16 protein-coding genes are annotated in these 18751 nt (G+C 43.8%); 10 read left to right on the top strand and 6 right to left on the bottom strand.

Annotation, left to right across the window (positions count from 1 at the left end; all coding sequences use genetic code 11):
* Positions 1 to 14 precede the first annotated feature (14 nt).
* The 7 genes from nuoF to ACQY1Y_RS12590 all read left to right on the top strand — a co-directional run bounded on the left by nuoF (position 15) and on the right by ACQY1Y_RS12590 (position 7026).
* Complete coding sequence (gene nuoF, locus ACQY1Y_RS12560; protein ID WP_430012862.1) at positions 15 to 1622, top strand: NADH-quinone oxidoreductase subunit NuoF; 1608 nt, start codon at positions 15 to 17, stop codon at positions 1620 to 1622.
* Between the two features lie 122 nt (positions 1623 to 1744).
* Entirely contained in the window at positions 1745 to 2230 is a 486-nt protein-coding gene (locus ACQY1Y_RS12565; protein ID WP_430012863.1) for a Tic20 family protein, read from the top strand.
* 73 nt (positions 2231 to 2303) lie between these two features.
* A complete protein-coding gene (locus ACQY1Y_RS12570; protein ID WP_004158276.1) occupies positions 2304 to 3677 on the top strand; it encodes a gluconeogenesis factor YvcK family protein in 1374 nt (457 codons plus the stop codon).
* 173 nt (positions 3678 to 3850) lie between these two features.
* Positions 3851 to 4159, top strand: coding sequence for a photosystem II assembly protein Psb34 (psb34, locus tag ACQY1Y_RS12575; RefSeq protein ID WP_002734380.1), 309 nt, complete (start codon positions 3851 to 3853; stop codon positions 4157 to 4159).
* 252 nt (positions 4160 to 4411) lie between these two features.
* Positions 4412 to 4633, top strand: coding sequence for a DUF3134 family protein (locus ACQY1Y_RS12580; protein ID WP_287230646.1), 222 nt, complete (start codon positions 4412 to 4414; stop codon positions 4631 to 4633).
* 142 nt (positions 4634 to 4775) lie between these two features.
* Complete coding sequence (locus ACQY1Y_RS12585; RefSeq protein ID WP_353738179.1) at positions 4776 to 5936, top strand: DUF1611 domain-containing protein; 1161 nt, start codon at positions 4776 to 4778, stop codon at positions 5934 to 5936.
* A 4-nt stretch (positions 5937 to 5940) separates the two neighbouring features.
* Positions 5941 to 7026, top strand: coding sequence for an alanine/ornithine racemase family PLP-dependent enzyme (locus ACQY1Y_RS12590; RefSeq protein ID WP_002732697.1), 1086 nt, complete (start codon positions 5941 to 5943; stop codon positions 7024 to 7026).
* A gap of 145 nt (positions 7027 to 7171) precedes the next feature.
* Here ACQY1Y_RS12590 and ACQY1Y_RS12595 read toward each other — a convergent pair whose 3' ends face one another.
* The 3 genes from ACQY1Y_RS12595 to ACQY1Y_RS12605 all read right to left on the bottom strand — a co-directional run bounded on the left by ACQY1Y_RS12595 (position 7172) and on the right by ACQY1Y_RS12605 (position 10038).
* Positions 7172 to 7909, bottom strand: a complete 738-nt coding sequence (locus ACQY1Y_RS12595; RefSeq protein WP_069475200.1) for an ABC transporter ATP-binding protein — start codon at positions 7907 to 7909, stop codon at positions 7172 to 7174.
* A gap of 122 nt (positions 7910 to 8031) precedes the next feature.
* A complete protein-coding gene (locus ACQY1Y_RS12600; protein ID WP_016516721.1) occupies positions 8032 to 8256 on the bottom strand; it encodes an indolepyruvate ferredoxin oxidoreductase subunit alpha in 225 nt (74 codons plus the stop codon).
* 96 nt (positions 8257 to 8352) lie between these two features.
* Positions 8353 to 10038: a glycosyltransferase gene (locus tag ACQY1Y_RS12605; protein ID WP_430012864.1), complete on the bottom strand. Its 1686-nt coding sequence runs from the start codon at positions 10036 to 10038 to the stop codon at positions 8353 to 8355.
* A 196-nt stretch (positions 10039 to 10234) separates the two neighbouring features.
* On the opposite strand from ACQY1Y_RS12605, the gene tyrS reads away from it, so the two are divergent.
* On the top strand, positions 10235 to 11452 hold the full coding sequence (gene tyrS / locus ACQY1Y_RS12610) for a tyrosine--tRNA ligase (protein WP_430012865.1): 1218 nt from the start codon (positions 10235 to 10237) through the stop codon (positions 11450 to 11452).
* 16 nt (positions 11453 to 11468) lie between these two features.
* On the opposite strand, the gene ACQY1Y_RS12615 is transcribed toward tyrS, so the two are convergent.
* Complete coding sequence (locus ACQY1Y_RS12615; RefSeq protein ID WP_002732972.1) at positions 11469 to 11705, bottom strand: ferredoxin-thioredoxin reductase variable chain; 237 nt, start codon at positions 11703 to 11705, stop codon at positions 11469 to 11471.
* 230 nt (positions 11706 to 11935) lie between these two features.
* Between ACQY1Y_RS12615 and carB the strand changes: the two genes are divergently transcribed.
* Both carB and ACQY1Y_RS12625 read left to right on the top strand, forming a co-directional pair.
* The gene (carB, locus tag ACQY1Y_RS12620) at positions 11936 to 15181 is read left to right on the top strand and encodes a carbamoyl-phosphate synthase large subunit (RefSeq protein WP_430012866.1); all 3246 of its coding nucleotides are present in this window, start codon (positions 11936 to 11938) and stop codon (positions 15179 to 15181) included.
* 153 nt (positions 15182 to 15334) lie between these two features.
* The gene (locus ACQY1Y_RS12625) at positions 15335 to 16735 is read left to right on the top strand and encodes a TldD/PmbA family protein (RefSeq protein ID WP_430012867.1); all 1401 of its coding nucleotides are present in this window, start codon (positions 15335 to 15337) and stop codon (positions 16733 to 16735) included.
* A gap of 229 nt (positions 16736 to 16964) precedes the next feature.
* On the opposite strand, the gene tatA is transcribed toward ACQY1Y_RS12625, so the two are convergent.
* Both tatA and lpdA read right to left on the bottom strand, forming a co-directional pair.
* Positions 16965 to 17141, bottom strand: a complete 177-nt coding sequence (gene tatA / locus ACQY1Y_RS12630; RefSeq protein ID WP_002733416.1) for a twin-arginine translocase TatA/TatE family subunit — start codon at positions 17139 to 17141, stop codon at positions 16965 to 16967.
* A gap of 91 nt (positions 17142 to 17232) precedes the next feature.
* Entirely contained in the window at positions 17233 to 18663 is a 1431-nt protein-coding gene (gene lpdA, locus ACQY1Y_RS12635) for a dihydrolipoyl dehydrogenase (RefSeq protein ID WP_430012868.1), read from the bottom strand.
* Between the last annotated feature and the right edge of the window lie 88 nt (positions 18664 to 18751).

The raw sequence follows: 18751 nt of genomic DNA on the forward strand, positions 1-18751 counted from the left end.
GGATTGAGAAGAATATGGACTTACAAGAATTATTGGCAGTGGCCGCAAAAGAAAAAGCTAGACAAAAAAGCATCCGGGTGCATTGTTGCACTTCCACCGGTTGCCAGGCTGCTAACTCCCTCCAAATCGAAAAAAACCTCGCCACTGCCGTCAAAGAGGCACACCTAGAGGATACAGTCGAAGTGGTGGGGGTCGGTTGTATGGGTTTTTGTGGTCGCGGTCCGTTGGTGGAAGTGGATCCCCAGGATCTCCTATACGAAGAAGTCACCCCGGAAACTGCGGCCAGCATTATTGCGGTCTTAAACGGCGGCAAAACCGAGGTGCAATTAGGGGACTCAAAACATCCCTTTTTCTCCCATCAAGTCAAAATTGTCCGGGAAAATAGCGGTAAAATCGATCCCGATCGCATTGAGGAATATATCGCCGTCGGGGGTTATCAATCTCTCTACAAGGCCCTCTATGAGATGACTCCGGCCCAGGTGGTGGAGGAAATCACCAAAAGCGGTTTGCGCGGCCGGGGCGGTGCGGGTTATCCCACCGGTTTAAAATGGGCGACGGTAGCTAAACAACCGGGTAAACAAAAATACGTTATCTGTAATGCTGATGAAGGCGACCCCGGGGCGTTTATGGACCGTAGTGTCTTGGAAAGTGACCCCCATTTAGTCCTAGAAGGAATGGCGATCGCTGCCTATGCCGTGGGGGCTGATCATGGTTATATCTATGTTAGAGCCGAATATCCCCTAGCGATCGATCGTCTGCAAAAAGCGATTAATCAGGCCAAAAAATTCGGTTTAATGGGTTCCCAAGTATTCGAGTCCACTTTCGATTTTAAGGTGGATATCCGCATCGGAGCGGGAGCTTTTGTCTGTGGAGAGGAAACCGCTCTCATCCATTCTATCGAAGGCGGCCGCGGCACTCCCCGCACCCGTCCCCCCTATCCGGCCCAATCGGGTCTCGATGGTTGTCCCACCCTGATTAATAACGTGGAGTCCTACGCTAATATCGCCGCTATTATCCGCGAGGGAGCCGCTTGGTATGCCAATATCGGTACTGCCAGCAGTAAAGGCACAAAAATCTTCGCTTTAACGGGAAAAATCCGCAATAATGGGCTGATTGAAGTGCCGATGGGTATTAGTCTCCGGGAAATTGTCGAGGAGATGGGGGGGGGTGTTCCCGATGGTCAGGTGAAAGCGGTACAAACCGGCGGCCCCTCTGGGGGTTGTATTCCCGCTAATTTACTCGATACTCCCGTGGATTACGAATCCTTAGCCAAACTCGGTTCGATGATGGGATCCGGGGGTATGGTGGTTATGGACGATACCACCAGCATGGTGGAAGTGGCGAAATTCTATATGGAATTCTGTCGCGAGGAGTCCTGTGGTAAATGTATCCCCTGTCGCACGGGAACAGTACAAATGTTTGAATTATTGGCCAAAATTATCGCTCGAAAGGCCGATATTCACGACCTCGAAAACCTAGAACATCTCTGTCAGATGGTCAAAGAAACCAGTCTTTGTGGTCTTGGTCAAAGCGCTCCCAATCCGATTTTAAGTACCCTAAAGTATTTTAAGGAGGAATATCTGGCTCTGTTACAGGAAATCAAGCACCCCGTCTCTGTTTGAGAATAACTCGATCGAGGTCCAAGAATCTTCGGCCTCGATCAATTTCTTCGGTTACGCGAAGTCTGGTGGGCTGCCGGGTTATCTTGGAGAGAGTTAGCAGTAGTCTCAGGAGACAATAGATTATGACTTGGCGCGGCTCAACCGATACAAAAGATCGCATTTTTGCAGCTTTAGTGTATCTTTTACCCTTATATTCCGCTTTTGCCTTCGGTGACTCTATCTTCCAGCAAATTCCTTTTTTAGGAGCGGCCTTAGCAATAGCCTTATATCCCTTAGCTTTTCTCTATAGTTCTCTGGGAAGCTTTGGCAGTTTAATTATCTTTTTTGTCCTCTTTTTCGCCGTGGTACGCAATCCCCGCATCAGTCATTTTATCCGGTTTAACACCATGCAGGCGATTTTAATCGATATTTTGGTGTCTTTATTGCGATTGGTCTTAGATTTCGTCGCTAGGGGTTTAGGGGCGAATTTTGTGCTAGAAACTCTTTTTAACGTCGTCTTTTTGGGAGCATTTGCCGCCTGTGTTTACAGCATTATACAGTCGTTTATCGGTAAATACGCCGATATTCCCACAATTTCTGAGGCAGCCTATTCCCAAGTGGGAGGTTAGGTTAGCTTGAGTTTGTCCCCTTTTTCGGCTACAGTCTCTCCAGAATCAATGCGTTCGCTGCCAGGCCACATCTATGAGTCCATTTAAACAGACGCTACGGGAACTCAACGCTCAGAAGGGGAAAATAGCCGCTTCTGTGGGCAGAAAAACGCCTAAACGGGTTAATCGTTGGTTTAAATGGCTTTCTCCAGGTCTTTTTGTCAAACGCTGGCTTTTAATCAGTTTAGCCGGCGTTTTTCTCACCTCCTTCGGTTTAGCTATTTGGGTAAAATTAACCCCAGTTAATCGCTTTTTAGAGTTTGTTTCCCAAGCATTAGAAACGACCGCACGTTTAGTCCCCAATTCTGTTTCCGGGCCGCTGGCGGTTTTGCTGGGTGTCTTTTTGTTATTCTGGGGTCAGAGTCGCACCGTCGAAACGATTACAGAAGCACTACAACCAGACGCATCGGAGGAATTAGTCGATCGCCTACGGGCCCATCGTCGTCTCCATCGCGGCCCAAAAATTGTGGCGATCGGTGGCGGTACGGGTTTATCGACGCTTTTACGCGGTTTAAAACAGTATAGTTCCAATATCACCGCTATTGTCACCGTAGCTGATGATGGCGGTTCTTCGGGCCGATTACGTCGGGAAATGGGCATTTTACCCCCGGGGGATATTCGCAATTGTATCGCCGCTTTAGCCGATGAGGAAAAGTTATTAACGGAATTGTTTCAATATCGCTTTCATACCGGGGATGGTTTATCGGGCCACAGTTTTGGTAATTTATTTATCAGCGCTATGACCGAGATTACCGGCGATCTGGAACAGGCGATCGATGCTAGTGCCAAAGTTTTGGCCATTCGCGGTAAAGTGCTACCTGCTACCCTTACCGATGTTAGTCTTTGGGCTAAGTTAGCCGATGGGCGCACTATTGAGGGAGAATCAAAGATAACCGAAGCTATGGGGCAAATTCGTCAGATTGGCTGTCATCCTGCCGATCCAGTCGCTTTACCGGCTGCTTTAGCGGCAATTAAGGAAGCAGATTATATTATCATCGGGCCGGGTAGTCTTTATACCAGTATTATCCCTAATTTGTTGGTTCCCGCAATTCGTCAGGCCCTGGCACAGGTGACAGTCCCCCGCGTCTATGTTTGTAATATTATGACCCAGCCGGGGGAAACGGATAATTATTCGGTGGCAGATCATTTGCGAGCGATCGAAGGAGTCTGCGAAGAACGCGTCTTTGATGCGGTTTTAGCCCAAAGAACTGCGCCATCGCCCCAATCTCTACAATTATACGCCCAAGAGCATAGTCATCCTGTCTTTTTAGATCGCGAGGAGGTGGGAAAAATGGGTTATCGCATTGTTTTAGCGAATGTAATGGCAGAAGATGAAGTTACTGCCAAAGTTCGTCACGATCCCCAACGTTTAGCCCGAGTTTTATGGCGCTGGTATGCTAAAAAGTGAATAGCGAGTTGACTAAATGTTTTTATCTAGCTTTGTCAAGTTATAAAATCATATTTTTTGCTTTAATTTGCCGACATTAGCCAAATTTGCTGATTAAAGCCCTAGGAAAAAATTAGCCTAAAAACCATTTCGCCTTATTCTGTGTTATACTCAGATTTTGAAGAGAGATGATTATGCACTACTCTACTAAATCTAATCAAGAGACAGGTGCGACAGTCTATTCCCCAAGCGATGGAAGTGAATTAATTCCTGCTGAGGTTAAACTAGATATAAACGGGCAAAACTATCAATCACTTAATATACCTCTCCCAGAGGGCTATACAGTAGATGATGAAGGAATCATCAATAACTATGGTAGCGAACCCAAGATTTATCTATCAAAATCCCCATCTTTAGAACAGCAAAAATGGTATATTTTGCAAGGAGTAGGGGCGGTTTTGTTGGTTGCTTTGGTGTTATTAATCACCTTTTCCGTTAGCTAGATAAAAACCGTAGGATTGACATTTAAGTTGAGCGAGACAGGAAAACTTTAATTTACACCATAGAGTCTGCATCCCAAGTATCGGGAGCATATATTGGAACCGACTCTATCTATCTGTCCAAATAGTAAATCTGACAGCTGAACTTTTTTACTTTGCTAAACTTGACAATTTTTTTCAGTTTTTTGTGGGTTGCTTCGTGATCAACAATAGAACCACCAATAGAGATAACTTCTCAAAGGAAATTCAACAGGTATGAAATTTAATCCTTCTCTTAGTCAAGAACCTCGCTATCAGGCAATTCCTGTTATGCAGATAACTTCCAAAGAAACCCTTCTCTATTGGTTAGAACGGACAGGAAGATTAAAATTACGTCAATCTGATGCTCATCCCGATTCGCAAATTTTAGAAGAATTAGACGATATTATCGATCCAGATAATTATGCTATAGAAGAAGAAGAAGAAGAAGAAGAATAAATAGTCTTAAGTAGGTGGGTGGAATTAAATATAAGATGAACGTAGGTTGGGTTGAAGCATGAAAACCAACGCCCGCTCATGTTACGCTACCGCTAAACCATCCTACAAATAATTGTGCCTCCCTACTTACTGGGAGTTAGGAGTGAAATTTCAATTATCTAATATTCAGGAGATTAAGAAAGTGGTATCAACGAAAAAAACGGCTTTAATTTACTGTGAAAATCAGTTTGGACGTGTGGATGGAAAAACGGCAGCTGGCTTGATCAGACAATCAGAAATATATACAATTGTTGGTGTGCTGGATAGTTCCTTAACAGGAAAAGATGCGGGAGAAGCATTAGGAGACAAAAAAAATCATATTCCCATTTTTGCCAATTTACAAACAGCCTTAGAAAAACTTAGAGATGTTCCCAATTGTTATATCTACGGCAAAGCACCCTTAGAAGCGTTTATTCCCCCCCTAGAAAGGCTGCTAATTTTAGAAGCAATGGCAGCAGGAATGGATATTATTAATGGTTTGCATCAATTCTTCTCCGAGGATTTAGAATTTAGGGAGCAAGCTAGTCAGTATGGTGTACAAATTACAGACATTCGTAAACCACCAGAATTAGCTGATCTTCATGTATTTACTGGGCAAATTTCCCAAGTAAATATACCCGTTATTGCCTTTTTAGGAACCGATTGTGCTTGCGGAAAAATGACCACTGCGGTGGCAGTTAATCAAACTCTCCAAGGCTTGGGTATTAAGTCTGTCTTAGTCGCTACTGGACAAACTAGCTTGATGCAGGGAGCAAGATATGGGGTTTCGATCGATGCTTTGGTTTCTCAATTTGTCATCGGTGAAATTGAAAATGCTGTAGTTCAAGCTTTTGAGCAAGAAAAACCCGATATTATTTTAGTGGAAGGACAAAGTTCTCTGAGTCATCCTGCTTTTATGAGTTCCGTGGGAATTTTGAAAGGAAGTAGGCCCGATGGGATTATTTTACAACATCCACCAGCCCGAAAATTTCGCTGTGATTTTCCTCATTTAGCCATGCCAAAATTACAGGAAGAAATTTCACTAATTGAGGCAATTTCTCCCACTAAAGTTATCGCTATTGCGATTAATCACGAAAATCTCACCGCAGCAGCCACTGAGCGTATTATTGCCAAATATGAGCGAGATTTTCAGTTACCGACTACTGATGTTTTGTTACACGGATGTGAGAAATTAGTCCAAGCTTTATGCGATCGCTTTCCGAAATTAAACCGGAAAATCAAAGGGGAAATTTTAGCTGCAATTCCGGCAATTGGGAGCAAATAGGCTGATGAAAGACCTTTTGCCCAGAATCGAGATTTCTCTCCCGAAAATACGCCATAATGCTCGTTTACTCTGCCAATTATACGGCAGCAAGGGACTTTCTGTGATGGGAGTTTCCAAAGCGATTTTGGGTGATCCCTCGATCGCCTTGGCGATGATTCAAGGTGGAGTCAACTTTATCGCTGACTCTCGAATCGAAAATATTCTCAAAATGAAACAAGCAGGAATAGTGACAACTTTTGTTCTGTTGCGTACTGCCTTGAGTCAAGCAGAATCAGTGGTTAACATTGCAGATATCAGCTTAAATACCGAATTAGCAACAATTCAGGAACTTTCCTATTATGCTCAAGAAAAGCAAAAAATACACCGCATTATTATCATGACGGAGTTAGGGGATTTACGCGAAGGTGTACTGCCGAAAGATCTCGTCAAGTTCATCAAAAAAACCCTCGCTTTTCCCTTTATCAAAATTGTTGGACTGGGTTGTAATTTGGCTTGTTATGGAGGGATTAAACCTGATAGCCATAATATGAGCAAATTATCTGTGTTAACAGATACAATTGAGCAGGAATTTTTAATAAAATTACCGATTATTTCAGGAGGCAATTCTGCTAACTATCAATGGTATCAAAAAAGTAGCGAAGTTGGTCGGATTAATAATCTGCGTTTAGGAGAATCAATTTTATTAGGTTGTGAAACAGTTAATCGACAAGTGATACCTGGCTTATATACCGATGCTTTTCGGTTAATTGCTGAAGTAATCGAATCCAAAGATAAACCATCTCTACCCTCTGGAGAAATTGGTCGAGATGCTTTTGGTAATGTTCCCAGCTTTATCGACCAAGGCATTCACCGTCGAGTTATTATTGCATTAGGAAGACAGGATATTCTTATCTCTGGATTACAAACAAGTCAGGAGATAAAAATATTAGGTTCTAGTAGCGATCATCTAGTTCTTGATAGTCATAACAAGAGGTTAAAAGTAGGAAGCGAAGTCAGTTTTAATCTTGATTACGGAGGACTTTTAACAGCCATGACTTCTCCTTTTATTACTAAAAGTTATGCTCTCAATGCAGTAGCACAATTGTCTTGATCGATGAATAAATATCCACAGATATATTTAGGGTCTGCTGGCTTATCCACCTTGACATCAGGGCCGTAGAGATTTGTACTCAATTACTATCCTATCGCTAAATTCTGGGAAGAAATCAAAATCCCCCTAAATCCTTAACAAATTCCTAATCATCTCGTTTGGCACCATGATAAGCCGCCCCGAGGTATAATTCCCCTACTTTCGGGTTATTGAGTAAATCTTGACCCGATCCCTGAAAACGATCTTGACCACTTTCTAAAACATAACCTCGATCGGACATCATTAGGGCTTTTTTGGCATTCTGTTCCACTAAAATAATTGCAGTTCCCGTCTGATTAATCGCTTTTATCTGTTCAAAAACACTGGTTACTAAGATAGGAGATAAAGCTGCCGAAGGTTCATCGAGAATTAATAAATCCGGTTGCAACATCAGCGCTCTTCCCATGGCTAACATCTGTCTTTCTCCTCCGGATAAAGTGCCAGCTTTCTGACGACGGCGCTCGTCCAAACGCGGAAACATGGCATAAATGCGCTCTTTTAGGGGTTTAATCGCTTTTTTACTGGTAAAAGCCCCCATTTCTAGATTTTCCTCGATGCTCAGGGATGGAAAAACATTAGCAATTTGGGGAACATAACCCATACCGAGGGGAACGATTTGATTAGATTTCCAACCAGTGATATTTTTTCCCTTAAAAGTGATAGTTCCAGCACTGGGTTTTAATAAACCAAAAATTGCCTTAGCGAGGGTGGATTTTCCCGCACCATTGGGACCGATAACCGTGACTAATTCCCCCGGTGCAATGCGAAAGTTAACCCCTTGCAATATGTATAAATCCTGCACATAACCAGCATAAACTTGTTCAACTTCTAAAAGATAATCCATGGTAAGGTAAAAAGGAGATAGGAGAGAGTAATATGAATTATGAATGGGGAAGTGGGAAGCATTTTCAGTAAACAGTAAACTGAAAACTTACATCTGATAACTGATAACTGATAACTGATAAATTAGGGAGTTTTTTGTAAATCGGGACGTTCTTCTGGCAGAATTGCACCTTCGACGGGACATACTTGTAAACAGATACCACAGTCGATACAAGTGGCAAAATCAATCCAATACCAATCGGTTCCTTTAACATTTTTACCAGGTCCCGGATGGATACAAGCAACAGGACAAGCGGAAACGCAATCGGCAACCCCTTCACAAATTCCAGTGACGATCGAATGTGGCACAGTGTTTTCTCCTCTAATTCTTAACATTACTTTACCACTTTTAGGCGCTGCCGTGCCGGGATTGGAATCATTGTTAGGAAACTTTCTCTTAATTCCCTAAAATATTGGGAGTTTTTTCTTGATCTTAGCAAGAAGTAAAATAGAAGTTTTCGCTAGGGTTTTTACTATTCCCTTACGGGAGGACAAGTAGTTAATTTCTTCCTGTAATTTATGATTATTTGTTTGAAGATTATTATGGTTATTTTCTAATTCTCTTAGTGATATTTCCATCTCTTGCATAGTATCATAATCTTGCTGTTGTTTCAGATACATTGTCTGTTGTGCTTCCTGTAATTTTCTTAACTCTAACCAGACTTGATTCTGACTTGATTCGTTCCGTTCACTGAGCGCATACCAGAGAAAATTACTGATTTCTTCCGCCAGTTTTTGATTAACTTCAAAAAACTCGATAATATCAATTTTTTCGGGGGTAATTTTCGGATATAACCTTCTTAAATTTTGGGCGATATCAGAGGAAAAAGCGATGATTCTAGAAGCGGATAAAATGGCATAGTGTTTTTCTAAATCTACTGGTAAATTGCCGTTTTCTTCTGGGAAATCAGAAGCAAGCAAAAGTAGAGAAGGAGTGGTTAAGGGACTGGTATAAAAAGTGGAAATAAATAAATTAGCCTGTAGGCGATCGCAAATAGTTTGGATTTTTCTGGCATCCTTTCCCGTACAATTATAATCGTAGGATTCTGCGGGCCAATATTTAAATTTTTCCCATCGTGGTGCGGTGTTATTTCTATCTAAAATAACAATGTGTTGACTAAATTCTAATTGACTCCAATGCTCTAGAATTGAAGACCAAACCCTGGCTAATTTTCCTTGATCAATTTGAAAAATTACGCCATCAATAACAATAATTGGAGTTTTATTCTGGGAGATAGCTTGAATTGTTTGTAATTTTTCTCGCTCATCCTTATTTAAAATTATGCCTAAATCTTCCATCTTAACTAGATTGGGGTTAATTTCTAGCTCCTTAATTTCTGGGTGAGGAATTTCGTAGATTTTACACACTTGATAATGTTCCTCTAATGCTTGACCATTACTGCCATGTTCTAAACCTTGGAGATTTAAATAATATAACCCTAAAATCTCGGGAATCAAAGCCATTTTTTCCCCTTGACTGCCGATTCTTAACCAAAATTCGTAATCACCAGCACAGTGAAAACTTTCCTGAAAATAACCATACTTATCGTGCAGCATTTTTCGCCACATTGGTTGAGAACCCACACAACAACCTTGACGCATCTGTTGATAGGAGTAATTTGGCCAATTCCAATGTTTTAAAGCTGGGGTGGTGGCAAAAGTATCATTTTTGAGGGTGGTAATTAATTGATCGGCATAAACTAAACTAATCTCTCTATTGTTATCTAGATAATTAGCCATAATTTCCAGAGCATTAAAACAGCGACGATCATCAGTGTTCCCATTGGTGATATAGGAACCCCTAGCTAGTTTAATAGCGCGATTCCAAGCGCAGTAGAGGGTTTCTCGTTCTTGAGTTCTCTGGTAAATAATATTAGGATAATTTTCTTGAAACTCTTGGATAATCTCCGCTTCATTCTCTGGAGAAGCACTATCGATAATAATAATTTCTACTTCTCCCTTTTCATAAAGATTTTGAGTAACTAAATCCTCTAGACAACCCTGGATAAACTCTGCTGATTTATAGGTAGAAACAATTACAGAAACTTTGATCCTCTGCACTGGTATAGAGTTATTCCAACTAGGATTCATTGGCTTATCTGATCGCAATTCAAGACAGAAAATTTTTTGATAATTTTGAAAAAGAAGATTTTAAGACTCTATATTCGATCGGGAGAATTGTCAAGGTGTTATCGACTTTTACTGAAGATACCAGTTTATTTACCTTTTGCTTGTTACTTGACATAATAAAAAACTATAATGGGAAGGCTGTGGAAAATGAGCAACAATGACCGTATCTTCCTCCCTAGACTGGTTAACCCGTGGAACCAGTGATTTATTCCCCCATCAACCCGACTCCCCAGATCCTAGAGAAAATTTAACCCAACTACTGCAAACTACCGATCGCCCTTTAAGAATTAAACTAGGTATTGACCCCACCGGCAGCGATATTCACCTAGGTCATAGTATCCCTTTTCGGAAACTGCGTGCTTTCCAGGATGCCGGTCATGTAGCAGTGGTGATTATTGGTGATTTTACCGCTAGAATTGGCGATCCGACGGGAAAATCGGAAGTTAGAAAACAATTGACGAGCGAAGAAGTGAGAACTAATGCCGAGAATTATCTGGCACAATTACGCCCAATCTTAGATTTTAACACCCCTAATCGCCTAGAAATTCGCTATAACTCGGAATGGTTGGGGAAATTAGACCTCTCGCAAATTCTCGAACTTCTCTCCACCATGACTGTGGGGCAAATGTTGGCAAAAGAAGGCTTTTCCGAACGCTACGACAAGGAAAACCCGATTTTTCTCCATGAATTTCTCTATCCCTTAATGCAGGGTTATGATTCCGTAGCTGTTGAGGCCGATGTCGAATTGGGAGGAACCGATCAAAAATTTAATATTGCCGTCGGTCGCGATTTACAGAAATATTTCGGCAAAAAACCGCAATTCGGGTTACTTTTACCGATTTTAATCGGAACCGATGGCAGTCAAAAAATGTCCAAATCCCTGAATAATTATGTGGGATTGCGGGAATCGGCCCTGTCCATGTACTCGAAACTGGAAAAAACCCCCGACGCTTTGTTAAAAGATTATTACGAACTATTGACAAATTTGCCTTTAGATGCTATCCCAAGCAATCCGCGGGAGGCACAAAAACAACTGGCGATCGAGGTAGTTGCCCAGTTTCACGGGACAGAGGAGGCATTAAAGGCACAAAAAACGGCGCAGGAGATAGTTCTACAGGGAAATACGGCAGCTGCGGCCTCTGTCCCCGAATTTTCCCTAGCAGCGGTCACTTTTCCCCTAAAACTATTCTATCTTCTCTCGGCCACCGGCTTATGTAAAAGTAGCGGCGAAGGGAGAAGACAGATTCAGGGGGGTGCAGTCAGAATCGATAGCGAGAAAATCACCGATGTGGACAAAAGTTTTGAGACAGCCGAAGCTTTAGCCGGAAAAGTCCTACAGGTGGGCAAAAATAAATTTATTCGCTTTGTAGCTTAAATAAGCGAAAAAGTCCCTATTCGGCGGCTTTTTCCACGATTTCTAACTCAAAATCTCGAAAATGGGCTTTAAACTTTTTACTGAACTCGACGAGGACAGGTAGATTGGCGCTAACCGGTCTGCCACGCCATTCGGTGACAAAAGCTTTCACCCCTCCCTCTAATCCTTTCACGTCAAAAGGATCCGATTTGTGTTCAGGATGATGATAAACTACCACGGACTCAATTACACGAACTCGATCGCCAACTTTCATAAACTCTCTAGCAAAGACAAAGGCCTATTGTATCTTTGAAAACAATCTTATCATTGTACGCGATATCAGTGATCAGTAAACAGTGATCAATTATCAGGGAAATGGGGAGAAAAAAGCTGCCTGCTGCCTGCTCAAGCAAACAAGGTCATTAAACCTAAATAAAGCTTTGCGGGATCGAGGGTGACAACATATACAATGATTGGGGTTTATCGTCAAGCAACCCTAAGCCTATGCCACGCCGTGATGACTTAAAGAAAATCCTAATCTTGGGCGCTGGCCCGATTGTCATCGGACAAGCCTGTGAATTCGACTATTCGGGAACTCAAGCCTGTAAAGCTCTGCGAGAAGAAGGTTATGAGGTAATTTTAGTCAATTCTAACCCCGCCTCGATCATGACCGATCCAGAAATGGCCGATCGCACCTACATTGAACCAATTCTGCCGGAAATTGTCGAGAAAATTATCGCTAAAGAACGTCCTGATGCGATTCTACCGACTATGGGTGGTCAAACTGCCCTCAATACTGCGGTAGCTTTGGCCAAAAGCGGCGTTTTAGAAAAATATAACGTGGAACTGATCGGGGCAAAACTTCCCGCTATTGAAAAAGCCGAAGATAGGGAACTATTCAAAAAAGCGATGGAGAAAATCGGTGTTCCCGTTTGTCCTTCGGGGATTGCCAACAATTTAGAGGAGGCAAAAGCGATCGGTTATCAGATCGGTTCCTATCCTCTCATTATCCGGCCGGCCTTCACTTTAGGGGGAACGGGGGGCGGTATTGCCTATAACCAAGAAGAATTTGAACCGATGGCCCAGTATGGTCTAGATTGTTCGCCTACATCGCAAATTCTCGTCGAAAAATCCCTAATTGGCTGGAAAGAATACGAATTAGAGGTTATGCGCGATCTAGCCGATAACGTGGTGATCATCTGTTCGATCGAAAACTTTGACCCGATGGGGGTTCATACCGGCGACTCGATTACGGTTGCGCCCGCCCAAACCCTAACCGATAAAGAATACCAACGCCTCCGGGACTATTCTAAGGCAATTATTCGGGAAATTGGCGTAGAAACCGGCGGATCGAACATCCAATTCTCCGTTAATCCCACTAACGGCGACGTAATCGTGATCGAGATGAATCCCCGGGTATCCCGTTCTTCGGCCCTGGCATCAAAAGCCACGGGATTCCCGATCGCTAAATTTGCCGCTAAACTAGCAGTAGGCTACACTTTAGACGAAATTCCCAACGATATCACCAAAAAAACCCCGGCTTCCTTTGAACCGACTATCGATTACGTCGTCACCAAAATTCCTCGCTTTGCCTTCGAGAAATTCCCCGGCTCCCAACCGATTCTAACCACCCAGATGAAATCCGTCGGGGAAGCTATGGCTATCGGTCGAACTTTCCAAGAATCCTTTCAAAAAGCCCTGCGCTCCCTAGAAACGGGACGTTTTGGCTTTGGTTGCGATAAAGTCGAAACTCTCCCCCCCCTCTCGGAAGTGCGGGCCAGTTTGCGGACACCTAACCCCGAACGGGTTTATAGTATCTATCATGCTTTTAAATTGGGCATGAATGGGGAGGAAATCCACGAACTAACCGGGATTGATCCCTGGTTCCTCGATAAATTGGCTGATTTGATGGAAACCGAGAAGTTTCTCAAACGAACTCCCCTGAAAAGTCTCAGCCAAGAGAACCTATTCGCTATTAAACAACAGGGTTTTAGCGATCGCCAAATCGCCTTCGCCACCAACAGCAGCGAGGACGAAGTAAGAAGTTATCGCAAGGGTTTGGGTATTGTTCCCGTCTATAAAATGGTGGATACCTGCGCGGCGGAATTTGAGGCCCTGACACCCTACTATTATTCCACCTACGAACAGGTAGAATCGGAAGTTTTACCCTCCGATAAACGCAAAGTGATGATCCTCGGTGGTGGTCCCAATCGCATCGGTCAGGGGATAGAATTTGACTACTGTTGTTGTCATGCCGCTTTTTCCCTCAGTCAAGCCGGTTTTGAGACGATTATGGTCAACTCTAACCCGGAAACTGTCTCCACCGATTACGATACCAGCGATCGCCTTTACTTTGAACCCCTGACTAAAGAAGATGTCTTAAATATCATCGAAGCGGAACAACCAGAGGGTTTAATTATTCAATTCGGTGGGCAAACTCCCTTAAAACTGGCGGTTCCCCTGCAAAAATATTTAGAATCGCCTAATTGTCCCGTAAATACCAAAATTTGGGGAACTTCACCCGATTCGATCGATGCCGCCGAAGATCGGGAACGTTTTGAACAAATCCTCCGACAATTAGATATCCGACAACCCCTCAACGGTATTGCCCGCAATTTCCAAGAATCCCAAGCAGTGGCTCAACGCATCGGTTATCCTGTAGTAGTACGTCCGTCCTACGTTTTAGGCGGTCGGGCAATGGAAATCGTCTATTCCGATAGCGAATTGGAACGCTATATGAAGTATGCGGTACAGATAGAACCGGATCACCCGATTTTAATCGATAAATTCCTCGAAAATGCCATCGAAGTGGATGTGGATGCCCTCTCAGATGCCACGGGAACAGTCGTTATCGGGGGATTAATGGAACATATCGAACAAGCGGGCGTACATTCGGGCGATTCTGCCTGTTCTATCCCCCATACGTCCCTGAGCGCCTCGGTTTTAACCACAATTCGACAATGGACGGTGGAACTAGCGAAAGCGTTAAAAGTAATCGGTTTGATGAATATCCAGTATGCGGTACAGGGAGAGACAGTTTATATCTTAGAAGCGAATCCCCGCGCTAGTCGTACTGTTCCCTACGTTTCCAAAGCAACGGGAGTTCCTTTAGCAAAAGTTGCCTCCCTCGTCATGTCGGGCAAAACCCTGACGGAATTGGGTATCATCAGCGAAGCAATTCCCCGTCATATTGCCGTGAAAGAAGCGGTTTTACCCTTCCAGAAGTTCCCCGGTGCTGATACTCTCCTGGGACCAGAAATGCGTTCTACAGGCGAAGTAATGGGGATTGACAGCGATTTTGGCAAAGCTTTCGCTAAAGCAGAAATGGCCGCCGGCGTGATCTTAGCCACCAGTGGGACCGTTTTTGTCTCGATGAATGATCGCGATAAAACCCCCATGGTCCCCGTAGTTAAGGATCTGCAATCCCTCGGTTTTCGCGTCGTCGCCACTTCCGGAACTCGTAAAGTTTTGTTAGAAAACGGTTGCGAAAATATCGATTTAGTGCTAAAGATTCACGAAGGCCGTCCCGACGTTGTCGATTGGATCAAAAATGACTGGATTCAGTTTATTGTCAATACTCCCAGTGGTGAAGAATCCCAAAACGATGGCCGAAAAATTCGCCGTACTGCCCTCGATTATAAGTTACCAATTATCACCACTATCGCCGGGGCAAAAGCGACGGTAGCGGCCTTAAAATCCCTGCAATCTCAACCTTTAGAGGTGAAAGCTTTACAGGATTATCTCGCCTAATTTCAGTTATCAGTAATCAGTTATCAGTTATCAGTTATCAGTGAGCAGTTATCAGTGAGCAGTTATCAGTTCACTCTTTACTGTTTACTGTTTACTGATCACAGCAAAAAATCTCCCATCACCCCACACCCCACACCCCACTTCCTAATTCCCATGACCGATACTCTAAACGATTATAAAAACCTAATTAGTGAACTGATTAACCGTTATAAAAACCGCGTCGATTTCCTGACAATTCGTCTGGAAGAAGCGCGGGGGACGAATATTCTACTACGTTCCGAACGAGTGGAAACCCTGAGCGAAGGTATTGCTATCGGTGGTCAGGTACGCGCTTGTTATAAAGGAGGTTGGGGATTTGCCAGCTTTAATCAATTATCCAGTTTACAGGAACGATTAGAAGATGCGATCGCTGCTGCCCGTTTAATTGGGGAAGAAGAAACCCTGATTGCTCCGGTAGAACCTGTAATTATCTCCTGTGAATTGCCTTTAACGGGAACGGATCCCCGTTTAGTGCCATTAGCCGATAAAAAAGCCCTCTGCGATCGCTATAATAACCTATTGCGTCAGCACCATGCCAGTATTGCCACCACTTCCGTCCGTTACAGCGATAGTAGTCAACATATTCTTTTAGGCACTTCTGACGGGACTTTAATCGAACAAAAATGGTCAGACTTAGAAATGCGTTTTTCGGCCACCGCTAGGGATGGGGACAGCGTACAAACGGGCCGGGAAACCACAGGATCCCGAAAAGCTTTCGAGGATCTGGTCAATTTAGAAGAACAGGTGCAAGGGTCGGCTAAACGGGCCGTACAAGCCCTAGTTTTGCCCCCTGTCAAGGGCGATACCTACACCATCGTCATCGATCCCATTTTAACCGGTCTGTTCGTCCATGAGGCTTTTGGACACCTTTCCGAGGCAGATATGTTATACGAAAATCCTGACCTTTTGGAAGTGATGAGTATGGGCAAACGTTTCGGACCGGATAACCTGCAAATCTTTGACGGGGCCCATCCGGAAGGTCATCGGGGCAGTTATTTTTATGACGATGAGGGAACACCAGCGACCACGACTCAGTTAATTAAAGATGGGGTTTTGGTGGGAAGACTGCATTCGCGGGAAACGGCGGGCAAATTAGGCGAAAAACCGACCGGTAACGCCCGTTGTCTCAATTATCATTATCCGCCCATTGTCCGCATGACCAACACTTGGATTGAACGGGGAACCACTCCCGTTAAAGAGTTATTTTCGGGGATAAAAACGGGAGTTTATGCCCAAAATTGGCAGGGAGGCATGACCAACGGCGAAATGTTCACTTTTAGCGCCGGGGAAGCTTGGATGATTCGCGATGGAGAAATTGCTGAACCCGTTAAAGATGTGACTCTCTCCGGTAATGTCTTTAAAACCCTAGCCAATATTGAGGCAATTGCTGATGATTTCCACTGGGATGAGTCGGGAGGCTGCGGAAAAGGGGGTCAAAGTGGTTTACCCGTCGGCTGCGGTGGCCCCAGTCTCCGTATCCGCGATGTGGTGGTGGGGGGAGAAGCAGATATTTAGTGAACAGTGATCAGTAAACAGTAATCAGCTTCTGAGGGCAAGAGGCTCCAAGAAAGAATCTGGCAATTCTCCTACCTAAAAAGAAGGTTAGAAACTAAGTACATTAAAACCTTTAGCTTAACAAATTAGGGGGGGGCATCTCAATTTTTGGGCGCACGCGGTGCGCCCCTACCATTGGCGCAATAATATTATTGTAGGGGCGAATTGCATTCGCCCTGAGAGCCGAAATCTATCTCATTTTCTCGTCACTGTCTTCAATTTCTTGCTCATCTTGATTGATTTCTTCCTTAAATCCCCGTAAAGTTTTCCCCAAAGCTGCCCCAAATTCGGGTATTTTTTTCGGTCCAAATATCAGGAGAACAACGACAGCAATAATTACTATTTCTGGCCAACCTAATCCAAACATAATCTTTAAAGTAAAAAGTAAAAAAAGAGAAAGGAGTCAGAATTCAGGAGTCGGAAACTTAACGGTGATAACTGATAACTGATAACTGACTCTATGCTGCTACTTCTGCTCGTTTATAAGCTTCGTCGAGGACTTCTGAGAGAGTTGGATGGGTGTGGATGCGGAAAGCGAGTTCATGGACAGATTTACGTTCAGCGATCGCATTGGCCGCTTCTTGAATTAAATCCGATGCGTGGATACCGATAATATGAACACCGAGTAATTCCCCCGTATCCTGACGATAAACGACTTTAGCGATGCCTTCCGTTTCTCCTTCCGCTAAAGCTTTGGAATTTCCCTTAAAATAGGTCTTGACAGAAGCAACCTTATACCCTTCTTGCTGTGCCAAAACTTCTGCTTGCGGTTCCGTTAAACCCACATAACTAATTTCGGGGTGGGTAAAAGCGGCGGCGGGAATACTGCGATAATCGATGGTTTTTGGGCGATTACAGATATTTTCAATGGCTATTACCCCTTGACCCGAAGCAGCGTGAGCTAACATCATTTTACCCGTAGCATCGCCCACAGCCCAGAGATGGGGAATCGGTTCACCGTCCTGAATTACCTGCATTTTGTCATTAACCGCAATAAAACCGCGTTTATCCAGTTCTACCCCGACAAATTCCAGTCCGAGATTCTTTGTCGCTGGGATTCTCCCTGTAGCGACTAAACAAGCATCTACTTCTAAAATTTCGATCGCTTCTTTGCTTTTTGCGTCCACCAGTTCAATGGCCACAGGATTCCCCGGTTTAATACTTTTTGCCAAAACTCCCACATAAGTCTCGATGTCTCTAGGTTTAATCAGAACTCTTTCCGCGATTTTCGAGATTTCTGGGTCAAATCCAGGCATGAGACTATCTAAAGCTTCGATCATCGTCACTTCACAACCCAAAGCGGTGTATATATCCGAAAATTCTAGACCGATATAACCACTACCGATAATTGCAATCCACTTGGGTAAAGTTTCTAATCTAACGGCCTCATCGCTGGTAAAAACCGTTTTATGATCGATCTCGATCCCCGGTGGGACAAAGGGAACCGACCCCGGACAGAGCATAATATCCTTAGCGGTGTAGATTTTTTCGCCACTATCACCGATGACGCTAACTTTTTGCGGGCCGGCGATTTTTCCCCAACCGTGGATAGTATCAACCTTGAGACGTTTAAGACTATTAGTGAGATCGCCTCTAATTTTACTGACAAGGTTGTTAGCATGATCGGCAATGGTCGGACGGTCAAAATTAACGCCACCGATGGCAATACCTAGACTTTTCAGATGGTCCCTATCGGCCAATTCGCGCACTCGTCCCGAGGCTGCCAGTAAAGCTTTAGAGGGAATACAACCTCGATTAACACAGGTTCCTCCCATATCTTTGGCTTCGATAATAGCCGTTTTTAGCCCACATTTGACCGCGTGTAGGGCTGCTCCGTGGCCACCAACTCCAGCACCGATAATAATTAAATCGTAGTCGAATTCACTCATAGTCTCTCTGACTCTCAAAGTTAGCATTATCTCATTTTACGATCCACTGCGATCAAGCTGTGCTATCCCGGTCAAAAACTGGAGCCAG

It is taken from the genome of Microcystis ichthyoblabe FBCC-A1114 (assembly GCF_050500245.1).
GTDB classification, from domain to species: Bacteria; Cyanobacteriota; Cyanobacteriia; order Cyanobacteriales; family Microcystaceae; genus Microcystis; species Microcystis ichthyoblabe_A.